The following is a 22,659-nucleotide window of genomic DNA, read 5'->3' as shown; positions in this document are numbered from 1 at the left end:
ACCGGGGGACCCTCATGCCGCACCTCGACCTGATCGGCCGCTGGATCGCCGCGACCACCGGCCGCACCCTCGACCAGCACGCCGCCGACCCCCTCCCCACCGCCGCGCACCTGCCCGAGGCCGCCAGCACACTGCGGCACCTGCGCACCGAGCTGCTGCTCACGGTGGACCAGCTACGGACCCTGCTCATCAACGCCGACGACCTCACCGGGCCCGTCGGCGCCGTCACCGGCACGCTGGAGACGATCGCCGACCTGGCCCGCGAGTACCACCAGGCCCGCGACCGGGTCGACACCCTCATCGGCGACACCGCACGCGCCGCCTACGCGCAGGCGCACCCGGGCCGGATGGTGCAACGGCGCTACGTCAACCCCGGCGACACCGTCCTGGTCGTCCTGCCGCACACCGACGCCTGCCGCAGACAGCACCTCGCCGGCCAGCGCGCCCACATCAAGGTCGGCACGTCCGACGCTGGGCTCCGCCCACCCGGCAGCGCCAACCCACTACGGCTGTCCCACGCCGACGCCGGCATCTACCGCGACCCGACCGAGGACCGCCTCTACATCCTCCAGGCCACCGCGGACGCAGCCACCGCCGGGCGCTGACGTCCGCGCGGCATCACGCCGCCCACGTCCACCGGGCCGCACTCCCAGCACAGCACGGCAGCGCGTTTCCACGCCTGCCGCGCCCGCTGCTGCCCGCAACCCCGCGCACCACCGCCCGGCACCACCCGGTGCCCGGCAAACCCATGCTCCCTGAGGAGGGAAACCCTGATGGAACACCAGTCCCTGACACCTGCCACGCAGGCCGTCCTCGACGCGCTGACCACCCTCGGCCAGGGCAACGTCCAGGAACTCGCCGACACCTCCGGCAAGGCCCGCTCGACCACCGACCGGGCGATCAAGGCGCTGGCCGAGGCCGGACTGATTGTCGCCGTGGACACCGACGCCGACGCGGCCGAGAGCACGCCCACGCGGTGGACCCTGGCGACCCCGGCCGAGGCCACCGACACCGCTCCGCAGGACACCGACCAGGACGACGAGCACACCGCCGGCACGGACGCCCCCGAGCACGCCGACCCCAGCCCGGACGCCGAAACCGGAGAGCCGGACAGCGAGCCGGCCGGGACGCCCGACGGGCCGGTCGACAACGGTGGGGACGGCGACATCGGCCAGGACGGCGGGACCGGCCAGGACGAGGGCGGCGACGCCGACGGCACGGAGCCGGAAACCGACCCGGGCGACCAGGGCGACGTCGCCGACACGGACGAGCCGACCGACCTCGACGACCAGCCCGACGCCGGCGACGGGGGTTCCGCGGGCGACGGGGAGGACGAGGCACCGGCGGCGGCTGTCGTGCAGCCGGCGCGTCCGGGTGACCGCAAGGTCATGGCCATCAAGGGCGTCCTGGCCGACCACGGCGACGACGGCGCGACCCTCGACGTGATCGTGGCCGAGAGCGGCATCGGACACGCCACCGCGACCCGGCTGCTGACGGCGATGGAGCAGGCCGACGCCGCCCGCCGGCTGCCCGGCCTGCCGCAGCGGTGGATCCCGGGCCCGACCAAGGCCAGCGAGGTCGACCCGAACCCGGAGCCGCCCCGCTGCCCGCTGTGCCACCAGGTCATCCGTGGCCTGGCCACCGCACCGGACGCCACGGCGACGGTGCGGTCGCTGATCCGGCCGGACGGCACGCTGCACATCGTCGCCCCTGACGGGGAAACCCACGTCGTCGACCTGCCCACCCGCACGCCCCCGCGTACGGCGGGCGTCGCCCGCAGTGCCGGCCGGCGCGGCGACGGGACCGTCAACACCGACGGCAGCCAGCCCTTCGGCCGGGGCGAGCTGGAGAAGCTCACCCTCGACGTCCTGGCCGCCCACCCCGGCCACGCGATGACCCCGCAGGACATCGCCACCGCGATCAGCGCCCAACTCCACCGCGCGGTCAGCTCCGGGGCCGTACGCAACAACTGCACCAAAGCCGCCGCGGCCGGCCGGATCCTCCTGGTCTCCGACGCCCCGCTGACCTTCGCCTACCCCGCGCCGACCGGCGACGGCCCCGACGGCCAGGCCGACCCGTCCTGACCCCCCCACCACCACATCCCTAACCCGCTGCCGGGGGCCGAGCCGCGCGCCCGGCCCCCGCAGCACATCGAAGGAGAACCCGTGCCACACGAACTCGAAACCCTCGCCGACGGAACCACCGCCTTCGCCAGCGCCCGCCTGTCGGCCTGGCACCAGCTCGGCACCGTCACCCAGGACACCATGCGCGCCGAAGAGATCATGGCCGCCGCCCGCCTCGGCGACTGGGGCGTCCGCACCATCCGCACCGTCGGCATCGACATCGTCGACGGCGTCGAAGTGCAGATCCCCGCCGACGACAAGCGAATGACCGTACGCCGCAACCCCGTCACCGGCGACACCGAGTACCTGGGCATCGTCGGCACCGACTACACCGTGGTCCAGAACGAACAGTGCGCCGAGATGCTCGACCGCCTCGTCGACCAGGTCGGCGGCGCCCACTTCGAAACCGCAGGCAGCCTCCGCCGAGGCAAGAGCGTGTTCGTCACCATGAAACTGCCCGACGCGATGGAGATCGCCGGCGTGGACCGCCTCGACCTCTACCTCATCGGCACCACCTCCCACGACGGCACCGCCGCGCTACGCGTGGACGCCAGCCCCATCCGCGTGGTCTGCGCCAACACCCAACGCGCCGCCTTCGCCAACTCCGTCGGGCACTACACGTTCCGGCACACCTCCAACGTCAACTCCCAGATCAGCCAGGCCCGCGAGGCACTGGGCCTGATGTGGAAGTACATGGAGACCTTCGAGAAGGCCGCCGAACGGATGCTCAACACCGAACTGACCATGCGCGAGTTCGAACAGGTCGTCAGCCAGGTGTGGCCAGTCAAGGACAACGCGTCCGAGCAAACCCGCAACAACGCCAAGCAGCGCCTCGGCACCCTCAAGTACCTCATCCGCGAGTCCGACACCCAGAAGGCCATCACCGGCAGCCGGTGGGCCGGCTACCAGGCCATCACCGAGTACCTCGACCACTACCAGCCCGCCAAGAACGCCATCGCCCGCGCCAACCGGGTCCTCACCGGCAACGTCGGCGACCTGAAGGTCACCGCCTTCGACCTGCTCAAGGTCTGACCGCCCCCGCCCCCCCCCCCGGGGCGACGGCCACCCCGTGCCGCCGCCCCGGCCCCCATTTCCGAAGGGACACCCATGACACCGCGCACAACGAGGCGCACCGAAGCCGGGGCGGGCAACCGATGAGCGGCCACATTCGCCACCCCCGAGACACCCGGCAGACGGTGTGCGGACTGCCCGCCGCCGACGTCCGCCGGTGGGAAACCGAGCACTCACCACGCATCGACCACACCTGCGAGGACTGCTACACCCTGCTACCCGAGGCCACCCGACCCGACGACGCCAACCACCCACCGGGCGACCCCACCCTCATCGACACCCTGCGGCGCATCGTCGCCGACCGGCAGCACGCCAAGATCGACGGAGTCCTCGTGGACCTGTGGTCGGCCAACGTCACCGTCCTCATCTGGGACCACCTCCGCGACGACAAACGCCAGCGGCTGCTGACCCTGCCGTCCCACGAACTGATCCTGCGCTGCGTCGCCATCTACACCCGCCTCACCAGCAACGGCGGCGACACCTGACCGGGCAACCGACACGCGGACGCCCTCGACGACCGAGCCGTCCGCCCGGGCCCCGGCCGAACCTCCGCCGTCCGCCGCCGGCCTGAGCGACGGCCCGACATCCACCCACCCATCGCGTACGCCTCGGACGCCGCGCACCGCCGGGCGACGTTCGAGGCGTACGCCTACGCACCCTCGGAGGGCCCCCATGACGTACACGCCACCGTGGCAGAGAAGCTGCAACTGTCGCTGCCTGCGCCACCTGCCACGCACCACCGACAACGAGCCCAACTACGCCTGCACCATCACCTGCGCCACGCAACCCCTCACCCTGCTCGCCGACCACTGGGACTGCGCGCTCTTCCTCGACCCCGCCGGCGACCTCTGGCACGTCCCCACCCTGACCCACGGCACCTGGGACAGGAGCAACGCCGCAGAAATCAACACCCGCTCCGACCTCCACGACGCCGGCCGGCTCATCGAGCAGCTACTCCGCCACGTCGCCCAGGTACTCGCCGCACCTCTCCCCTGAACGCACTACCACCCACCGTGGGCCGCCCCTTCGGGCGGCCCACGGTCCTTTCTGCGTTTCGCAACCTGAAGAGACAGCGGTGCACCGCCTCCACCGATCGAAGTCGCCGACTTCCTGCGACGACTGTACGGGCTGCTACCGCTCGTCCACCGCCCGCAGCTCGCATCCGCTGTTGCCTCGCCGGCCGCACAGCCCGGCCTTCCTGCGTCTCCACCGAAGGGCCACCGCCATGACCAGGATCCTCATCGGCGTCGTCACCGTCGTCACCATTGCCTGCCTCGGACTGCCCACGCTTCTGCTGTCGTCAGTCCTCGGCAACGGCTCCGGTGGCTGTGACGTCGCCACCGCACCCGCCGCGCGCCCCAGCGGGCACCCAGCCCGCAGCGTTGAACAACTGGAGATCGCCGCGGCCATCATCGACGTCGGCGTCGCCAAAGGCGTGCCCCGTTGGGGCTGGGTCGTCGCCGTCGCCACCGCCATGCAGGAGTCCGGCCTGCGCAACCTGCCCCACCTCGGCAACCGCAACGACCACGACTCCATCGGAGTGTTCCAGCAACGCCCGAGCCAGGGCTGGGGCACCGTCCCGCAACTCTCCGAGCCCAGCTACCAAGCGGGAAAGTTCTTCGACAAGCTCCTGACCGTCCCCGGCTGGGAATCGATGCCACTCACCCAGGCCGCCCAGGCGGTCCAAGTCTCGGCCTACCCCGACGCGTACGCGAAGTGGACCGACGACGCGACGGTCCTGGTCGATCAGCTGACCAGCACCCTCGCCGACTGCCCCGCTGACGCGATCGCCACCCTCCCGGACGGGCTCGCGCTCCCTGCCGACAACCCACCCACCGTCGCCACCGCAATCCTCTGGGCCATCGACCAGCTCGGCACCCCGCACCACTTCGGTGGGTCCTGCACCGACCCACACTCCGGAGAACCCGCCAAGCAGTGCGACTACTCTTCCCTGATTCAGGATGCCTACCAGGCAGCCGATGTCCCGATCCCCGGCACCACGACCGACCAGGCTCGCTCTGGGAAGCCCGTAGGTAACCTGGCGCTTCTACTACCTGGCGACCTGATCTTCATCCCCGGCAGCCAAGGCAGCATCGACAACCCACGCCACGTCGGCATGTACCTCGGCGAAGAACTCATCATCCACACCCCGAAGACCGGCGACACTGTGAAGATCACCAGGCTCAGCAACTGGCTCGACAAGATCGCTACCATCCAGCCGGCTCAGCGAGCCGTAGACCACTGGAAGCGGTCAACGTCAACGCGGCGAATCGCCGGAAGCCCCGTCTCATCCTGAGGTCGAAGCCAGGTAGGGCAATCCGTGACAAATCGGGATCAGACATCGTCCGCATGACCTCGCCAGCAGTAGCAGCCAGATCGCGATGTCAGCGGCATGAGCGTGCACTGGATTATGCCTACTGCTGTGATGGGAGCCGTCCGTAGGTCGTTCATGGCTCGGCGCAGTGGGCTGGCACCGGCGTTGAGCACACTCGCCATCGTCGTAGGTGCCCCCATCATGGCCATGGGAAGGCGGAATCGATGCTTGGCGCCACGGCGTACTTGCTGGATGTCTCTACCGTGAGCTAACTTCGACGGTCTCCGCGGTCTCCGCGACCGCCGAAGGCACTTTGGCGGGACGCTGCCACGGTGGCTGATCGACCAAGCGTGACCGCCAATGATCAACGGCAGCTCCGCCGTACTCTCCCCCAGTCTGGCTTGTCGCACCCCGCAGCTACTATTCAGACCTGCATCGCACCACCACCACAGCGCTATACGTCAGGTGAACTTTGGACACGGCAGGGAACATCGTCAAGGTCCGTCAGGTCGACCCAAGGACATCCCGCCTCTGGGTCGACCTGACGGATGGCCGGTCGGCGACCATAACGCTCCCAGGGCATGAGGACTATGCGGTCGGCGATGTCCTGTTCTGTCGGGAGGGGTTCACGCCCGAGAAGGTCCCGGATGAGCTATGGGGTAAAGCGGCTCAGGTCGGCACGGTCCGGCTCGTTTCTGGCGACCGGGTAGTCGTGGATGTGGACGGCAGCCTGAAGGCATACCCGCAGAGATCTTCATCGCCTTTCCAAGAAGGGCAGACAGTCGAGATAGACAGCTCGGGCTGCCCAGGTCGACTCTTGTCCGAGCGTCCCGTCGATCGCCTCGGCCTTGCTGATCGTAACGCTGTCAACGTCGAGTCTCTCGTGGTTAGACCAGCCGGAGAGCTGACTCTCCAAGACTTTGGCGGCTCGCCAGATGTCGTCAACCGCGCCGTCAACCTCGTACGGGTCGCGCTTGATCCGGCCAACAGGCTCAAGGAAATTGGCGCCAATCCGATTAAAGGAATGCTCTTCACGGGTCCACCTGGCACGGGCAAGACACACCTGGCGAAGGTGCTCGCCGCACTGGCGGGAGCCACCTTCTACAATATTGCTGGCCCAGCGATTGTCGACCAATGGGTCGGACAAAGCGAGCGAGCCCTACGGAGCATCTTTGACCATGCCCGAAGCAATGCGCCAGCGATCCTCTTCTTCGACGAAATCGACAGTCTCTTCACCCAGCGAGGCTCCTCGACTAATGAGTCGACCAACCGGCTCGTCGGCCAACTGTTGTCTCTGCTGGACGGGTTCTCCGCCTTCGAGCAGGTGATGGTGATCGCAACCACGAACCTGCCCGAGAGCCTCGATAACGCACTTCTGCGCCCTGGACGACTCTCTCATAAGATCCAGTTCACGCTGCCAGACGCCGCAGACCGGGCCGCTATTTGCGAGGCATCGTCAAGGCACATCAAGTTCTCCGAGCCGATTGATCCGCATGCATTGGCCGAGGCGACGCCAGGCTGGACTTCTTCTGACATCGCCGCCATCTGGACCGAGGCTGCCATCCTAGCCGCCCTTGACGGACGGGTGACACTCTGCCTCGAAGACGTGCATGAGGGCATACAACGGGTACAGCGCGTTCCCATGGCACCGGAAAAGGATCCTGAATCATGATCTTTCGCAAACAGGGTCGCCGGTGGGCCAAGCAACGGCGTGAGTTTGTCTACCTGGATGAGGTCAGTGTGACCAGCTTGATCGCTTCCCGCGACGGCGCAATCAAGGAGACTGTGAAAGAGACCCTGACCCGGTCCAACGAGCGAGAGTCAAAGACGGTCGCCGGTCCGGCGGGCAAGAATTTCAAGTTCAGCACGGAATTTCGGGCCAAGAACACCGATACAGCCGCTCGTGAGGTCGTCCACAAGGCTGTTATTCAGAGCACATTCCGCGACCTGCGCACCGGCGACGACGATGAACTGTTGCTGAGGACTGGCCGCAAACAGCATAAGCGTCAGGTCAAGCCACACTCTCTTGCTACGAAAGATGACGTGCTCCGCAACCGAAAGAGACTCGCACGACACGGCCAACTGCTTGCACTGCGGGATCTTTCGCGCGGTGACGTGCTCGAACTCGAAGTAACCCTCAGTGCGGACAGGACCTATCAACTCGTTAGCGCCGCCTCCTCCATCGTGGAGATTGTGAAGGGGCGCGAGGCTCTCTTCGGGATCAACAAAGCGGAGTATGACAGCGCTGTTCACATCCTCGAAGTTATCGACAGTCTGCTCGTCGGCCTCGTGCCAATTCGCGGGACGAGCAGAGATTTCGCGGTCCTCGAGTATGCCGACGACGAGTTCCTCGTGGATCGGCGCGTGCTAGATCCCGGTGGTAGCATCACGAATGAAATTCGGCCGCTGGAAGTTGTTGGGGTAACCAACTTCTCCTCGTACTCGCGAGACCTGCGGAGGGTGCTCTTCAACGACGAGTCGTACACGGCTTACGTTAGGGTCGAGGCTGCGGCGTTACGCGATAGTTGGCAACCTGTCAAGCTCGCCAACGTGTTGGAGAAAATGTTCATCAACGTTGATGAGCTAATTTCTCTGCTACCCGGCGAAGGCATGCCGGTGGGCACCTCGAACGACGATGGTCGCGCCTCAGTCGCCGACATGTTGGAAGCCTTCTCCGATTTCGGCAAGACGTTGGCTAGCGATACAGGCAAGCCTATAGATGAAGCAGCGTTGTCGGCGGCGGCAACCCAAGCCGTTCCGGCGTTGGCGATGGCCTCGAACCTCGAATCGCGTAGGGCCGCGTTCGATATAGTGGTCCAGGTCATCGATCCGCAGGCTGATCGAGAATTAGTTCGAGTTGCGCGGAAAGCAGCTTTGGATAAGATTGCGGCAAATGTGGTGAACACGAGTGGGATACCTACGACTCTCGGGGAACCGCCAGCCGGAGCGACTCGGAAGCTCGAGGTCGAATTCGTCGCGATCTACTGGTGACTGCTTGGTGCATGGCACGAGGGCCGCTTCTTGCTACAGGCACCGGCTCGGACTCGTGACAGTAACCTTGCCTTTTCCGGACTTTGCCCGGCAACGAGGGTGTGCTCTACGCGCACTCTCATCGACAGAAGCGGATACGCGGAGGCCTCTGGACCTTCCTGCATCACGCGCCCCCCCGGTGGGATCGCCCTCCAACGCAGCCAGGTCCATCGATCTTCCACGGGGCGGGGTGAGATCGCCGGACCGGCACGTGCTGTTGGCCAATCAGTCTGTCCGACGCAGCGCCCTCGGCGTGGGTCGGTCGCGGTGTCGGTGATGTTCACATGTCAGCGGGATCGCTCCGGAGTTGGTTGGCGAGGGTGGTAGTGGCTTCCTGGGGTTCGGCGTCGAGGTCGGCCAGTGCTCTGGTCAGGGCGCGGAGGAGGATGCGGATGCCGTCGGTGTCGCCGAGTGCGTGGCGGGCGTGCATGGCGCGGGTGTAGAGGGCCTCGTTGTAGCGGTCCAGTGCGATGGCCTTGTCGAGCAGGTCGGATGCGGCCTGTGGGTCTGTGTGGATGAGGTCGTCGGCGAGTAGGAGGTGGGCCTCGGTTGCCCAGCGGCGCACGGTTTCCCGGTGGGGTGGGAGCCATTCGTAGTCTTGGCTGTCCGCCAGGGGTGCGGTGTAGAGGTCGCAGGCGGTGGTGAGCAGTTCGCGGCGGCGTGGGCCGGTGGCGAGGGTGGCGGTGCGCATGAGGTCGCGCAGGGTCCAGACGTCGACGTCGACGGTGGTGGGGTCGAGCCGGTAGCGTCCGGCGCTCTTGACGACGTAGGCGTTCTTCGCGTTGGGGGTGGCGGCGCGGGCGAGGACGTGTCGGAGGTTGCTGACGTTGGTGTGGACGCGTTGGTCGGATTGGCTGATGCGGGCGTCGGGTTCGAGGTACTCGCCGATCTCGCGGGTGGTGACTCCGTCGGGGTGGCAGGCCAGGAACACGGCGAGTTCGAGGGCCTTGGCGCGCAGCGGTCGGCCGGGGTGGGTGATGTCGTCGATCCGCGGCGGTCCGAGGACCCGCAGCCGCGCCCTGCCGGTGGCGTCGCTCTCGGCAGCTGGGGCTATCGGTGCGGGACGGTCGGGAGACGTGGTCTCGGTTCGGCTGGCGTGCAGTGGAACCGTCGGGCCGGGGCCAGCGGACAACGGGAGTGTGATGGGTTCGCCGGTATGGGCCTCGCGCAGGGTCGTGAGAATCCCGAGGGCGGTCTGGGTATCGAGTACAGGAAGGCGCGGCGGGAGCGGCTCGGTCGTCGGTCCGGAGGCGGGTGTGGTGTGGCCGTCTGTGGTGACGTCGATGGTGGTGCCGGGTGTCCATTCGCCGAGCAGTACGGCGGACAGGTTCAGGTTGCCGCCGAGGGTGAGCGCGGTCGTGGCGCGGGTGGAGGTGGCGGCGGACGGGGCCGTGGTGATGAGCACGACCGGTGGCAGGGGTTCCTCGTCGGGGGTCTGTTGGCGTGGGGTGTCCAGGTCGGTCAGCGTGTGTTCGTCGAGGATGCGGCTGCGGTGCAGGAGTCGGGCCTCGACTGCGGTGAGCGCGTCGTCGAGGTTTGCGGTGGTGTGTAGCCGTGGCCATGGTGCGAGGGCGGTGGCGTCGGGGCCCAGGAGGGTGGCCAGGGTGGCGGTGTCGATGATGACTTCGCCACGGGCATGGGGGTGGTCTGGGGTGCCGGTGGCCAGGGCCGCGACGAGTGCGGCGCGGGCTGCGGCGTGCGCGCCGTCGCCGATGATGCCGATTCCGCCGGTCGGTAGCGATGCGAGTTCGGGTACGGGCGTCGGCCGCTCGTTGTCGTCGGTGTCCGGGTTCGGTGGTCCGGGGTGGCGGGCAGTCACGGTGCGGCGTACCTGCACCACGGGCGGCGGGAGTTCGGTGGGTGGATCGGTGTCGGGTTCTCCGGTGTAGCGGCGTCGGCGTTGGAGCCAGACCAGAGTGGCGGCGGCGCTGATCGCAACGGCGAGCGACCAGGGCAGCCAGTCGCCCCCTGACAGCTGCACTCCGTCCTGGTCGGTTGTGACCGCCGGGTTGTGGGTGTCGGGTTTGGTCGGCGCGACCGGCGACGAGGTGAGGTCGGCAGCCGTCGAGGATGTGGTCGGCATTGAGGCGGACGTACTCGCTGCGGCCGAGGGTGTGGCGCTGGGGCCGGCTGCTGGTCCCTCGGTGGTCGGTGGTGGTGCGGTGGGGTCCGGCCTGTCCGGGTCGGCGCTCGGCGATGCCGACGGTGTCGTAGGTCGGGACGGCGTCGCAGGTGGCGGCTTGGGTGGTCTGGCGGGTGTGGCGGTGTGTGGTGGGCGGGCGTCGGCGGGCAGGCGCAGTTCCCAGCCGGGGTAGATGAGGTCGCAGTCGCGCAGGGTGCCGCCGACGCCGGGAAAGTGGCGGTGCTTGTTCAGGCTGCAGATCTGCGGCCAGCGGTTGGCGTCGCCGAGCCAGTCTTTGGCGACCTTGGAGAGGGTGTCGTGCCGCTCGACCGTGTACAGGTAGTGCTGCTCGGCGACCTGGATGATGGCGGGTCCACGGGCGGCGGCCTGCCGGGGGACATCGGCGTGCTCTGCGGCGGCGATGGGCGTGGACGGCGGGTCCGGGTTCGCCACGCGGCCGAGCGGGCCGGCGGAGGTGACGGCGAGCGCGGCGGTGCCGGCCAGGCCGAAGACGAGCCGGTGCAGCGGGGCCGGCAGCCTGAGCGCGGGAACGCGCCACCGGGTCAGCCCGGCGAGGATCTCGGCGAGTAGGAGCAGTGCGAAGACGCCCCACAGCAGCCACATCGCCCAGAGGGCCGCGCCGATGAGGACGTCCGGGGTGAACCGTCCGTTGACCCGTTCGAACCAGTCCGGGATCTGCGACCACGCCGGTAGCCGTCGCACCGGGTTGCCGCCGACGACCCACAACAGCGCCGGCACTCCCACCAGGAAGAATCCGGCACCGATAGCGGCGCGGGCGGCGCTGGTCAGGGAACGGGACAGCGACCTACGGCGTCGGGGCGGGTCGTGGGGAGGATGGACGGTGGCCCGCGCAACGTATTCGGCCAGCCTGTCGCCTCGGTCCGGGGACATCTGCGGCACCTGCCCCTCCCTGCGGCTGATCGTCAATCTCTTCCCATACACGAGGATCAGCGTTTCCGACCATCCCAGCCGGAAGGATTCTCATCATTCGCGCACCGGGGATCACGGGAGAGGATCACGGTTGACAATGCCTCGCCACCACGGGTGAGACTGCCTCTCATGGTCAACGGGGACGCCAGGTTGTCGATCGACCTCAGCTCCTCGGCCATCGCCGCCACGGTCAGCCGGCAGGGCACCCGGGTTCCCATCCTCATCGACGGTCGACTCGTCATGCCGCCGGGCGTCGCCATCGCCCCCGCCGGTGACCTCTACGTCGGCGTCGACGCCGCCGCCGCACGGTCGCTGCCCGCAGACCATCGGTTCGTCAACCACCCGGCCGACCACCTCGCCAGCCCTGCCCAGGCTCCCGATCCGGCACAGCCCAATCCCGTGGATGTCCTCGCTGCAGTCCTGCGGCACGTCAGCAACCACGCCACCCACCAGGTCGGCCAGCCGATCACCGACCTCACCGTAACCATCCCACCGGCCTGGGGACCACGCCGCCGCACACACCTCAGCAAAGCAGCGGCCCGAGCGGGACTACCACCGCCGGCCCTGGTCACCGCACCCGCTGCCCTGGCCACCTACACCACGACACTCGGCCTCACCACACCCGAGAACTCCTGCTTACTCGTCTGCCAGGCCGACCACCATCCACCTACTCTCACCGTCCTGCAGACGGTCAGCGACGGCTACCGGGAGCTGGCAACACAGCAACTCCACGGCCCGCACGACCTCGACGATCTCATCGCCCGGCACGTCGTCGCCACCGCGACCACCGGCCACGACCCGCTCCGATCAGTCGTCGACCACACCGACACGATCACGGCGCAGGAGCACGGCGCTCTCCGGGAGTCCATCCGCACCGCCCGGCACCAACTCGTCCAGCAGGAGCGGGCGCCGGTCATGCTTCCCACACCCCACCACCCTGTGGTCATCACCCGCGACGACATCACCACCGCCGCCCAGCCCCTCCTTGACCAGGTGCCCGACGCAGTCGCCCACCTCCTCGACGCGGCCGACGTCGACATCGAACACCTCACCGCTGTCATCGTGAGGTCAGCGCCCGGCGTGCCCGCACTGACCGACCGCCTCGCCGCAGCAGCCCGGGGCACCCCCACCGTCGTCGACCACTCCCACGCTCTCGCCGACGGAGCCCTGAACCTCACCACCACCCACCAACCCGGACCCAGGGCCGCTGCCGCCCAACTCCCCCGCGTCCGGCTGCGCATCAGCGACCTCACCGGCGCTCTCCTCATCGGCGCATGCTCCCTGGCCCTGCTGCTGCAAGCCGTCCTCACCGCCGACATCACCACCCTCTTCACCAGGGTGGTCGAAGCCCGCATCTCACTACCGCAACTCGGCACCGCCGGCGCGCTCGCCATACTCACCGCCCTCGCCGTGGCACACCTGGCACCCACCACCTGGCTCGCCGGAACACCCACCACACCCACACCCGAACCCACCACAGGCAGCCTCATCCGACGCGGATACCTCATCGCCGCCGTCGGCGGCACCATCACCGCCGCCCTCTACGGCCTCGCCACCGGCACCGCCGTCGGACTCGACTACACCCCCTACCTGAAATGGACCCTCGGCACCGCTCTCCCCCTCGCGCTTTGCGCCACCCTCGTCGCCGCCACCGCACCCCGCATCCCCGCCGACGCACTACCCACCTGGCTCGCCATGACCCGACCCGCCATCACCCACGCCGTCACCGCAACCGCCGGCATCTTCCTCATGCGCGCCGCCCTCACCATCACCACCCCCGTCGACCTCACCGGCATGCCCGGCCTCGTGGGCAGCCTCGGAGCAGCCCTTCTCGGCACCGCCACCGCCCTCACCGCCACCCGCACCCGCCTGGCCCGCACCATCACCGCACCCGGCCTGGCCATCGGCTACGCCCTCGTCTTCACCTACAACACCAACAGCGCCCTCATCGCCGGCTACCTCATCGCCCTCACCTGGTGGGGCATCCGCCTCACCACCAACACCCTGCAACTGGCCTTCCCCAACGTCCGGTCAGCGCTACACCGCCTCACCGATCGCCCAGCCGGCTGAAACGTCGCGCCGCCGCACATTGGTGATGACGCCTCGACCCTCACCTGTCTCCACGATGCTTTCCTGGCAAGTCGGCACCAAACGACGGACAGCGTCCTCTTAATGGGCCGCTGTGAAAGGTCCGCAACCTTACCGCCGAGCAGGCGGTGCAGCCGGGTCGGCCGGGGCGGCTCGTGAGTGCGTCGCCGACAGCAGTATCGCCGCGGCGAAGAACGTCACCACCTTGCCGATGGCCAACGCGAGTGAGGTGGTGGAAAGCCAGCTCGGAATTAGCTCGACGAAGGCCATGTATCTGTAGCGGCCGGAGCCGCCAGGATCCGCGTAGAGGAAGGCGCCGGTGAACCACCCCGGCGTCATGCAGGTGGCGGTGCACAGCACGATCGAGAACAGCGCCCAGCCGGCGGTCACGACCGTTGACCCGCCGCGCGAGCCTGCGAGGTAGCACCACACGCCAAAGGCGATCATGAGCAGACCCACGATCACGGTGATGACCACAGCGAACGTCATCGGCCCCGTGGGAGGACTCCCGGTGCTGCGATCGAACTGCGCGTTGATTGATCCGATCACAGTAGCGGCGACTACCGCAACAGCGATGCCCATGGCCGCGCTCAGGAAGGCGAGCAGACTTGCCCAGACGTGGCCTCGGGAGCGGTGCCGTGGCGTCAAATGCCTCGTCATGCGAAGGATAATCGCACATGAGTGAACAGGGTCACTACTGGCAGATCGGCCAGCGATCGACGGGCTGCGCTGGGCTAGAGGCGCGTCTCATTTTGATCGTCGTGGGTCTACGCCATGATCTTCGCTCTGTGACGGATGTGGTTGAGGACAAATGCGCTGCTGGACACCGGATGACCTATGGCGGTGGCGCGGCCGTTGATGCCGGTTCCGGTGAAGCGGCCGCAGGGCGGTGGACGGCGGCGCGCCGACGACCGGGCAGTCCCGGCGGCGATCGTGTACCTGGCGCAAGCTGCTGCTCCTAGCGCAAGCTCCCGGCAGCGTTGTTCGGGACCAGCCGCGCCACCATGCATCGGTGGTTCACCGAGTGGACCCGATCCGGATTGTCGGAACAGCTGCACCAAAGTTCCCTGGACCGACTGAACTCGAATCAGCGAGATCGACTGGTCCCGTGCCGTGGTGGACTCGATCGCCGCACGGACGGAGAAGAGGGTCTCACCGGGCCAAGCCCGGTCGATCGCGGCACGTCGGGTGCGAAGATCAATGTCCTGCGCGACGAGCGCGGCACCCCGCTCAGCTTTCTGACCTCCGCGGCGAACACCCACGACAGCCAATTGCTGCACCCGCTGCTGGACTCGATCGCCCCGACCCACTGCCGGCGCGGACGTCCACGGCATCGCCGTGCGCATCGCCCGCAAAGGCATCAACTCATCCCAACGCCTCGGCCGCCATCGCTGGATCGTTGAAGCTGCCTATCCTAGCCGCCCAATATCCGCCGCCCCGTCCGCCGCTACGACCGCAAGGCCGAACACTCCCAAGAGATGGCAGTTCCCCGCCGAGTCGCGCACTCAGCGGAAATTGCCTTCTCCGATTTCTACGAAGGTCCGAGGAGAAGATCCGCGTTCCCTGCCGAGCACTCGGGAGAACCGCACCTCGACGGATTCGTGGATCCCATCTCGCACAGATCGGCGCAAGTCGCAAGATCATGCGCGGCGGAACGAGTCACGCCAAGCACCGCCAACAGGGAAGGAGTTCCGAGCAATGGCCGCGAACCCTGAACGACACGGGCAAAACCCGTCGACCCAATGGGGAACACAACATGTCGGATTCGCAACCAGAATTGCCCAATCAAATCGATCAGGACTACCATTCGCATGGCAGTACGGGAACCACGGACGCGGCAACACCGGGCGAAATTCAGGTAATCGTGCCGCCAGCCCCTCCGGCATTCGGACCAGCCGCGGCGCGCGCCCTCCTACGCCTCCTCGTCGAGGTGCACCGCGAACGCTCGGATGCTGCTGAAGACCCTATGGAGGAAACATGACCGTTGATCATGAACGCCTGAGACACGACCTCGCGCAGAGAAGCTTCGAAGCCCCGCCGCTCCCCTTCGCGTTCTACGGCCGCGTCTCCACCGAGGACAACCAGGACCCGGAGTCGTCGCGCCACTGGCAACTCTCGCTCGCCCGGACCCTAATCACACCCCGAGGTGGAACAATCGTCGAGGAGTTCTTCGACGTGGGCCACAGCCGAGCGTTGCCGTGGCAGCGCCGTCCGGACGCCACCCGGCTGCTCGCCGCGCTGCGCAACCCACGCCGCGGCTTCACCGCAGTCGTCATCGGCGAGCCGCACCGCGCCTTCTACGGCAACCAGTTCGGCCTCACCATGCCCCTGTTCACCCACTACGGCGTCCAACTGTGGGTACCGGAGGTCGGCGGGCCGATCGACCCCGACAACGAGGCACACGACCTGGTCATGTCCGTCTTCGGCGGAATGAGCAAGGGCGAGCGGAACCGCGTCAAGGTCCGGGTCCGCACCGCCATGGCGTCCCAGACCCAACTGGAGGGCCGCTACCTCGGCGGACGCCCACCCTACGGATACACGCTCAAGGACCTCGGACCGCACCCGAACCCGGCGAAAGCCGCCGACGGCAAACGCCTACGCGGCCTGACCCCCGACCCGCAGACCGGACCCGTCGTCCAACGCATCTTCGCCATGTACCTCGCCGGCTACGGGATCTTCGCCATCGCCGAGGCCCTCACCCGCGACGACGTCCTCTGCCCCTCCGCCTACGACCGCGCCCGCAACCGCCACCGCGACGGCCTGGCCTGGTCCAAGACCGCGGTACGGACGATCCTGATCAACCCCCGCTACACCGGCCGTCAGGTCTGGAACAAACAACGCACCGACGAGGTCCTGCTCGACGTCAACGACGTCGCCCTCGGCCACACCCCGATCATGCGCTGGAACCGGCGCGACCGGTGGGTGACCTCCAACGAACTGGTCCACGAACCCCTGATCGAGCAGCACGACTTCGACCGCGTCCAGGAGATGCTCAGCCTGCGGGCCCGCACCGCCACCGCACCGAAACGGGCCCACCGCTCCCGCCACCCCTACGTCTTCAAGAGCCTCGTCCACTGCGGCATCTGCCACCGGAAGATGCAAGGCCAGCACTCCCACGGCGTCGCCTACTACCGCTGCCGGTTCCCCCAGGAATACGCCCTGGCCAACAGGGTCGACCACCCCCGCAACGTGATCATGCGGGAAGACATCCTGATCACCCCGCTGGACACCTGGCTCGTCCAGGGCTTCGGCCCCCTCCAACGGCGTCACACCATCGCCGCGCTCCTCGACCAGGCCCACACCGGCATACCGACCCCGACCCCGACCTCACCGCAGGGACCCACCCTCGCCGAGTGCGACGCGAAACTGGCCCGCTACCGGGCCGCACTCGAAGCCGGCGCCGACCCGACCGTGGTCACGGCCTGGATCGCCGAGACCCAGGCCGAACGCCGACGCGCCGAACGGCTCCAGCACACCCCGGCCGAACAGGAGACCGACAGCCCGCAGCGTTTCACCGAGGAGCAGATCATCGCCGTCGTCGACGAACTCGGAGACCTCGTGCGCGCCCTGCGGGACACCGAACCGGAACGCAAACTGGAGGTCTACCGCAGCCTCGGGCTGCACCTGGCGTACGACCCGGAAACACAAACGGTGCGGGCAAGTGTTGACCTTGCCGCGCACCGTTGGGATTCGGTTCGTGTCCGAGGGGGGACTTGAACCCCCACGCCCTATACGGGCACTAGCACCTCAAGCTAGCGCGTCTGCCATTCCGCCACCCGGACCTACTCGCCCAGCCTACCGTGTCGACCAGAGGTGACTTCGCCACCCTCCGGCCGCCCCGGTGGGCCGCACGGGGGCTTACTTTACACGGCGCACGTGGATCATGCACATCACCCTTTGGCCGCGACGTCCGCCCAGCTCAGAGGCGGCGACGGCCGGCCTTGAGGGCGCCTGGGAACGATCATGGCCGACCCGGCGGGTGGCGTCGGGACGCCCTCTCCGGGCAGCATGGCTGACGTGTCACAGCCCTCTCCCCTGGCCGCACTCCAGCACCGGGCGCTCGCGCTACGCGCCGCCGGCGACGTCGCGGGTGCCTGCCGGCTGTTGGCCGACGCGATCGACCCGCTGAGGGCCAGCTTCGGCGAGGACCATCCGGAGGTCCTGGGCACCGCCCACCTGCTGGCCCGCCTGCATCGCGAGGCCGACGACCCGGCCGCCGCGCGACGCGTACTGGAGGAGGCCCTCGCGGCCGGCGAACGCCGGTGGCATCCGGCGGACCCGCTGATGCTCGCGTTCTCCTTCGACCTCGCCTCGGTCGCCGAGGAGCTGGGCAACCGGCACGAGGCCCGCCGCCACTACTCGCGGGTGGCCGAGGCCGGTCCCGCCGTGCTCGGTGCGGACCACCCGGCGGTGCAGGCGGCCCGGCACTACCTCGGGGGCGCGGGGGCGGGCACGACGCCGCCCCTTCCTCCCGTTCCTCCCCCGCCACACTCTCCTACCACACCGCCGGTGCCGCCGGCGTTCCCGCGTCAGCCGCCACCGCCACCGCTGCCGGTTTCCGCCCCGCCACGGCAGCCGCCACCGCCTCCGCCCCGGATCCCGGCGCCGTCCCGGTCGCCGGAGTCCGCCGCGCCCGCCACCACCCGGCACGGGTCGGAGCCGCCGCACCCGGCGACACTGCCGGGGGTGCCGCCAGCGCCGCCGGTGGCCGCGCCCCCGGCCGCTGCGACGAAGCCCACTTCCGGCACCGACGCGCCGCCGCAACAGCCGGTCTCGCCATGGGCTCCGCAGGCGGCACCGCCGGCACCACGGATCCCGGCTCCCCCACGGCCGGGGCCCGGGGGGCAGGGCGGGCCGGTGCCGCAGCCGCCGCCCGCTCCGACGCGCGGTTGGGACGAGCCGACCATCCAGGTACGGCAGATCGACCCCCTGCTGCGGGAGGAGGCCGCCCGGCAGGAGGCCATCCGGGCGGCGACCGGACCGGGCGGCGACAGTTCGCCGGCCCCGGCGATCGGGGCGGGCCCTTCCGGGGGCGCTCCGCCGGGCGGCGGGCCCGTGAGCGGCGTACCTGCCAGCGCACCACCGTTGCGCGCCACACAGGACGATGGCCGACCGGCCGGCGACACTCCGGTCAGTGGAAGCCCGATCAGCGGCGTCCCGATCAGTGGGAGCCCGGTCAGCGGGTCCCCCGTGCCGCCGTGGGGCATGACCGCACCGCCCTGGAGCGGGGTCTCCCCGCCGCAGTCGCCGGCCGAACCGGTCGGCGCGGAGCCCACCGCCCGGGACGACGCTGAGCCCACCGCACCGATCGGAGCTGAGCCCACCGCACCGGGTTGGGCGGGCCACCCGCCCGCCGAGAGCACGGACCAGCCGGGGCCGCGCGGCCAGGTCCACGGGGCAGCGCAGCCGGACGTGCCCGTGCCGCCACCGGCACCGGACCGCCGCCCGGCGGCCCGACCCCACCAGCCGCCGTGGCCCGGTCAGGGAGCGGTCGAGCCTAGACCGGTCGGCCACGGGCACGCACCGGTCGACCACGGTCCGGTCGAGCACAGGCCGGTCGAGCACGGGCCGGTCGCACAGGGGTGGGACGGGCAGTCGGGGCAGGGCGGGCCGGCGTGGCCCGAGCGGGGCGGCGGGGAAGCCGACGACGGTTACCCTTCCCCGCGCGAGGCGTGGCAGACGACGTACCCCCAGGAGGAACAGGCCGGGCGCGGCCGGCTGCTGGTCGTCGTGGCCGTGGTGGTGGCCCTGGTCGTGCTCGTGGTCATGGTCGGCGTCGCGGTGCTGGTGCTCGGCCGCGACGGGGCGCCGCCGCCAACGCAGGCGACGCCGCCGTCGGCGGCGGCCGGGCCGACGGTGGACGGACCGCCGCCGGGTGACCTGAAGCTGCGCGACGACAGCAGCACGATCACCCTGACCTGGACGGACCCGTCGGCCGGCGCGGTGCCGTTCATGGTGGCCGGCGGCCGGGCCGGGCAGAAGCTGGGGGTGATGGCCACGGTGGACCCGGGGCAGACCAGCTACACGGTGAACGGGCTGAACGCCCGGGTGGACTACTGCTTCACGGTGCTCGCCGTGTACTCGACCGACGCGTTCGCCACGTCCGGGCAGGTGTGCACGCAGCGGGAGCGGACCGCCACGCCGCGCTGATCGACCGTCCACTTGGCATGCACGCTGGGTGCGCAGGGGCCGACGGTGCGGGTTTCCCCTGTCTCAGGGTGGCCATATGATGGCACCCGGCTCACGGGAGGGTCGCCGGTGGACGGCGGTCACCTGCCACGACGACACGGGGAGGCAGCCGCTTGTGGCCACCATCGACGACGCCGTGAGCACGGAACCGGGTGCGTCCCGCCGGCGGCGCTGGCGCGGTGGCCTCGTCACCGTCGGCACGGTGTCCGCGCTGCTGGCCGCGATGGGGCTCACCGTCCTCGGGTTGGGCGCCGCCGACAACGCGGTGGCCAACTACGACGCCAGCAGTTGGCTGTGGAGCGCGGCGCGCAGCGAGCTGGCACGGGTCAACGGCGTGACGGCGCGGGTGGACACGCGGGTGGAGGTGCCCGACTCCCGACGGCACCCGGTGCAGGTCGTCCAGACCGACCGGCTGCTGGTCCTGCGCGACCTGAACACCGGGCAGGTCAGCTCGCTGGACCTGGCCACCCTCCAGATCACCGCCACCACCCGGACCACCCCCGGGCTGGGCGTCAACGTGGCGCTGCACTCCGATGCCGCGTTCGTGGTGGACGCCGTGCAGGGCATCGTCCGGCAGCTCGACCCGCGTTCCCTGGCCCCGGTGGGCGAGCCCGTGCGCTACCCGCCGGGCATCACCGGCGGGGCGTTCGACGGCGAGGGCCGGCTGTGGATCGCCGTGCCGGCCGAGGGCACCGTCTCGGCGGTCACGGCGGCGGAGCTGCCGTCCGAGCCGGGCTCCGCCGCGCCGCCGGGAAGCGGCATCTCGCCGAAGAGGATCGAGACGTACGACGTCGCGGAGCCCAGCCACGAGCTGGTGGTCTCCACGCTGGACGACGGGGTGGCGGTGCTCGACCGCACGGCCGGCGCGTTGGTGCGGGTGCAGCGCGGCGAGGTGTTCCGCACCCCGCTGACGATCACCGGTCCGGGGTCGCTGCCGGCGCGGACGAGCGGGCCGAAGGTGCCGGTGACCGTCCCCGGCGAGCGGAAGGTCCACGTGATCGGTGCCGGCGGCGAGGAGCGACAGTTCACCGTGCCGGGGCGGGGCGACAAGCTCAGCCCGGCCGTGGCGTGGGCGGACCGCTTCTACTGCGCCGACGAGTCGACGGGCACCGTCTACTCCTTCGACGCTTCCGGCCAGCTCGTCGACACGATCGGCGGCAAGGGTGCCACCGGCCCGCTGGAGCTGGAGGTGCGGGAGAACCGGCTGTTCATCAACGCGCCGGACTCGTCGACCGCCCGGGTCGTCGACGACAAGCACCAGGTGCGCGAGGTCAACAAGTACGCCAACGACGTGCTCGGCGGCGACCCGCCGCCGGTGCCCCCGCCACCGCCACCGCCGAAGAAGCCGAAGGTGGGCAAGCCGAGCGCGCCGCGCAGCGTCACCGCGTCGGCCGGCAACGCGCGGGCCCGGGTGAGCTGGCGGCCGGCGGCCGCGAACGGTGCGGAGATCATCCGGTACGTGGTGGAGGGTGCCGGCGAGCGCCGCGAAGTGGGGGCCAACCAGCGGTCGGTGGAGGTCACGGGCCTGACCAACGGCGAGACGTACCGGTTCTCGGTGCACGCGGTCAACGCCAAGGGCGACGGCCCGGCGCGGTCCAGCAACCCGGTGACCCCGACCGCGGCGGTGCCGGACCCGCCGTCGGGCGTGACGGCCGAGGCCCGGCCCGACGGCACGGTCCTGGTGAAGTGGCCGGCGGCGAACGGCCAGGGCAACACCATCGCGAAGTACGCGGTGACGGCGACCTCGGCGGGCGCCAACGCCCCGGCCGGCGAGTCGGCGAAGACGGAGCTGGTCGTGCCGGCCGGCGAGCTGGACTACGGCACGCAGTACGCGTTCACGGTCGTCTCGGTCAACGACAAGGGCGCCGGGTCGGCGGCGTCGCCGGTGAGCAACAGCGTGGTGCCGTTCGCCGCGCCCGGCGAGCCGGTCGACCTGCGGGCGACGACGGTGGCGAACCGGCCGGGCACCGTGGCGGTGCAGTGGTCCCCGGCTGCGGCCAACGGCCGGCCGGTGACGAAGTACCTGGTGGAGGCGGGGGGCCGCAGCAGCGAGGTGACCGACACCCGGGCCACCGTGGACGGTTTGGGCGACGGGCAGAGCGTCACGGTGACGGTGAAGGCGGTCAACGAGGCGGGGCCGGGCGCGGCGGCGACGGACGTCGCCCGCACGGTGGCACCGCCTCGGGTCACGGTCACCGGTTCGTCGGCGACGGCCACGGCGGTCACGGTGAACTTCACGGTGGACGCCGGCGGCGGGCAGGCCACCTGCACGGTCAGCGTCCCGGGCGAGAAGCCGGTCACCGCACGCAACTGTGCCAGCGCGACCGTGCCGGGCCTGACGCCGGGCACGGCGTACACGGCGACGGTGACGGCCAGCAACGCCGCCGGGGAGGGCACGGCGAAGCGGGCGCAGAGCACCGACCCGCTGTACGGGGTCGCGACGTGCAACAACGGTCCCGACGGCGACCAGCGGACGTACTGCGACAAGGATGTGGCCGGCCGCAACGGCAACGAGATCTTCTCCGTTCCCCAGCAGGACAACGACAAGCAGGTCGGCTGGGCCAGACCGGGCACCCGGTTGAAGGCGTACTGCAAGCGGCAGGGCGAGAACGTCGACTCCTGGATCTACAACGGCCAGAAGCAGAGCAGCTGGTGGGTGCGGGTCGAGTTCGAGGGGAAGAACTACATCCCGTGGGCCTGGCTCAACCTCGAAGGCGGCGACAACATCAACGTCCTGCCGACCTGCTGACCGCGCCACCAGGCAAGGAGCA

General features: G+C 69.6%; 14 protein-coding genes, 1 tRNA gene and 1 pseudogene. 13 read left to right on the top strand and 3 right to left on the bottom strand.

The genetic code is table 11. The annotated features are described in order from the left end of the window. Positions 1–14 precede the first annotated feature (14 nt). From LPA42_RS02605 to LPA42_RS02570, 8 genes are all read left to right on the top strand, one after another. On the top strand, positions 15–605 hold the full coding sequence (locus LPA42_RS02605; RefSeq protein WP_077939469.1) for a hypothetical protein: 591 nt from the start codon (positions 15–17) through the stop codon (positions 603–605). A gap of 168 nt (positions 606–773) precedes the next feature. Next, positions 774–2,084 (top strand): helix-turn-helix domain-containing protein, encoded by a 1,311-nt coding sequence (locus LPA42_RS02600; protein WP_077939468.1) that lies wholly within the window; start codon positions 774–776, stop codon positions 2,082–2,084. A gap of 81 nt (positions 2,085–2,165) precedes the next feature. Further along, on the top strand, positions 2,166–3,155 hold the full coding sequence (locus tag LPA42_RS02595; protein ID WP_077939467.1) for a DUF932 domain-containing protein: 990 nt from the start codon (positions 2,166–2,168) through the stop codon (positions 3,153–3,155). A 122-nt stretch (positions 3,156–3,277) separates the two neighbouring features. Further along, positions 3,278–3,679, top strand: a complete 402-nt coding sequence (locus tag LPA42_RS02590) for a hypothetical protein (RefSeq protein ID WP_077939297.1) — start codon at positions 3,278–3,280, stop codon at positions 3,677–3,679. 187 nt (positions 3,680–3,866) lie between these two features. After that, positions 3,867–4,190 carry a hypothetical protein gene (locus LPA42_RS02585; RefSeq protein ID WP_077939296.1) on the top strand — a complete coding sequence of 108 codons (324 nt, stop codon included), beginning with the start codon at positions 3,867–3,869 and terminating at the stop codon, positions 4,188–4,190. Positions 4,191–4,419: 229 nt separating this feature from the next. Then, positions 4,420–5,490, top strand: a complete 1,071-nt coding sequence (locus tag LPA42_RS02580; protein ID WP_077939295.1) for a C40 family peptidase — start codon at positions 4,420–4,422, stop codon at positions 5,488–5,490. Positions 5,491–5,980: 490 nt separating this feature from the next. Beyond that, complete coding sequence (locus LPA42_RS02575) at positions 5,981–7,180, top strand: ATP-binding protein (protein WP_144082737.1); 1,200 nt, start codon at positions 5,981–5,983, stop codon at positions 7,178–7,180. Then, entirely contained in the window at positions 7,177–8,499 is a 1,323-nt protein-coding gene (locus LPA42_RS02570; RefSeq protein ID WP_077939293.1) for a hypothetical protein, read from the top strand. Before LPA42_RS02575 ends, LPA42_RS02570 begins: the two co-directional genes overlap by 4 nt. 319 nt (positions 8,500–8,818) lie before the next feature. Here the strand turns inward: LPA42_RS02570 and LPA42_RS02565 are convergent, their stop codons facing one another. Next, positions 8,819–11,572 (bottom strand): LysM peptidoglycan-binding domain-containing protein, encoded by a 2,754-nt coding sequence (locus tag LPA42_RS02565; RefSeq protein WP_228986287.1) that lies wholly within the window; start codon positions 11,570–11,572, stop codon positions 8,819–8,821. 168 nt (positions 11,573–11,740) lie between these two features. Between LPA42_RS02565 and LPA42_RS33725 the strand changes: the two genes are divergently transcribed. Then, positions 11,741–13,681 (top strand): Hsp70 family protein, encoded by a 1,941-nt coding sequence (locus tag LPA42_RS33725; protein WP_077939291.1) that lies wholly within the window; start codon positions 11,741–11,743, stop codon positions 13,679–13,681. A 129-nt stretch (positions 13,682–13,810) separates the two neighbouring features. On the opposite strand, the gene LPA42_RS02550 is transcribed toward LPA42_RS33725, so the two are convergent. Continuing rightward, positions 13,811–14,188 carry a hypothetical protein gene (locus tag LPA42_RS02550; protein WP_144082735.1) on the bottom strand — a complete coding sequence of 126 codons (378 nt, stop codon included), beginning with the start codon at positions 14,186–14,188 and terminating at the stop codon, positions 13,811–13,813. A 348-nt stretch (positions 14,189–14,536) separates the two neighbouring features. On the opposite strand from LPA42_RS02550, the pseudogene LPA42_RS02545 reads away from it, so the two are divergent. After that, a pseudogene (locus tag LPA42_RS02545) lies at positions 14,537–15,114 on the top strand (transposase); the annotation flags it as partial. 562 nt (positions 15,115–15,676) lie between these two features. Then, a complete protein-coding gene (locus LPA42_RS02540) occupies positions 15,677–17,416 on the top strand; it encodes a recombinase family protein (protein WP_077939289.1) in 1,740 nt (579 codons plus the stop codon). On the opposite strand, the gene LPA42_RS02535 is transcribed toward LPA42_RS02540, so the two are convergent. Further along, positions 17,398–17,481: transfer RNA gene (locus LPA42_RS02535), tRNA-Leu, on the bottom strand. The genes LPA42_RS02540 and LPA42_RS02535 overlap by 19 nt on opposite strands. Positions 17,482–17,716: 235 nt before the next feature. Between LPA42_RS02535 and LPA42_RS02530 the strand changes: the two genes are divergently transcribed. Together LPA42_RS02530 and LPA42_RS02525 are read left to right on the top strand one after the other, a co-directional pair. Next, entirely contained in the window at positions 17,717–19,849 is a 2,133-nt protein-coding gene (locus LPA42_RS02530; RefSeq protein ID WP_228986286.1) for a tetratricopeptide repeat protein, read from the top strand. Positions 19,850–20,003: 154 nt separating this feature from the next. Continuing rightward, a complete protein-coding gene (locus LPA42_RS02525) occupies positions 20,004–22,637 on the top strand; it encodes a fibronectin type III domain-containing protein (RefSeq protein WP_077939287.1) in 2,634 nt (877 codons plus the stop codon). Positions 22,638–22,659 lie beyond the last annotated feature (22 nt).

Origin of the sequence: Micromonospora sp. DH13, from assembly GCF_020873825.1 — a bacterium.
In the GTDB taxonomy this organism is placed as follows: Bacteria; Actinomycetota; Actinomycetes; order Mycobacteriales; family Micromonosporaceae; genus Micromonospora; species Micromonospora haikouensis.
This window is presented reverse-complemented; position numbering and strand designations above follow the sequence as displayed.

Coding starts and splice junctions, on each gene's coding strand:
- LPA42_RS33725 (WP_077939291.1), top strand. CDS start 11,741: ATGGTCAACGGGGACGCCAGGTTGTCGATCGACCTCAGCTCCTCGGCC.
- LPA42_RS02605 (WP_077939469.1), top strand. CDS start 15: ATGCCGCACCTCGACCTGATCGGCCGCTGGATCGCCGCGACCACCGGC.
- LPA42_RS02570 (WP_077939293.1), top strand. CDS start 7,177: ATGATCTTTCGCAAACAGGGTCGCCGGTGGGCCAAGCAACGGCGTGAG.
- LPA42_RS02585 (WP_077939296.1), top strand. CDS start 3,867: ATGACGTACACGCCACCGTGGCAGAGAAGCTGCAACTGTCGCTGCCTG.
- LPA42_RS02590 (WP_077939297.1), top strand. CDS start 3,278: ATGAGCGGCCACATTCGCCACCCCCGAGACACCCGGCAGACGGTGTGC.
- LPA42_RS02565 (WP_228986287.1), bottom strand. CDS start 11,572: ATGTCCCCGGACCGAGGCGACAGGCTGGCCGAATACGTTGCGCGGGCC.
- LPA42_RS02550 (WP_144082735.1), bottom strand. CDS start 14,188: ATGACGTTCGCTGTGGTCATCACCGTGATCGTGGGTCTGCTCATGATC.
- LPA42_RS02600 (WP_077939468.1), top strand. CDS start 774: ATGGAACACCAGTCCCTGACACCTGCCACGCAGGCCGTCCTCGACGCG.
- LPA42_RS02580 (WP_077939295.1), top strand. CDS start 4,420: ATGACCAGGATCCTCATCGGCGTCGTCACCGTCGTCACCATTGCCTGC.
- LPA42_RS02540 (WP_077939289.1), top strand. CDS start 15,677: ATGACCGTTGATCATGAACGCCTGAGACACGACCTCGCGCAGAGAAGC.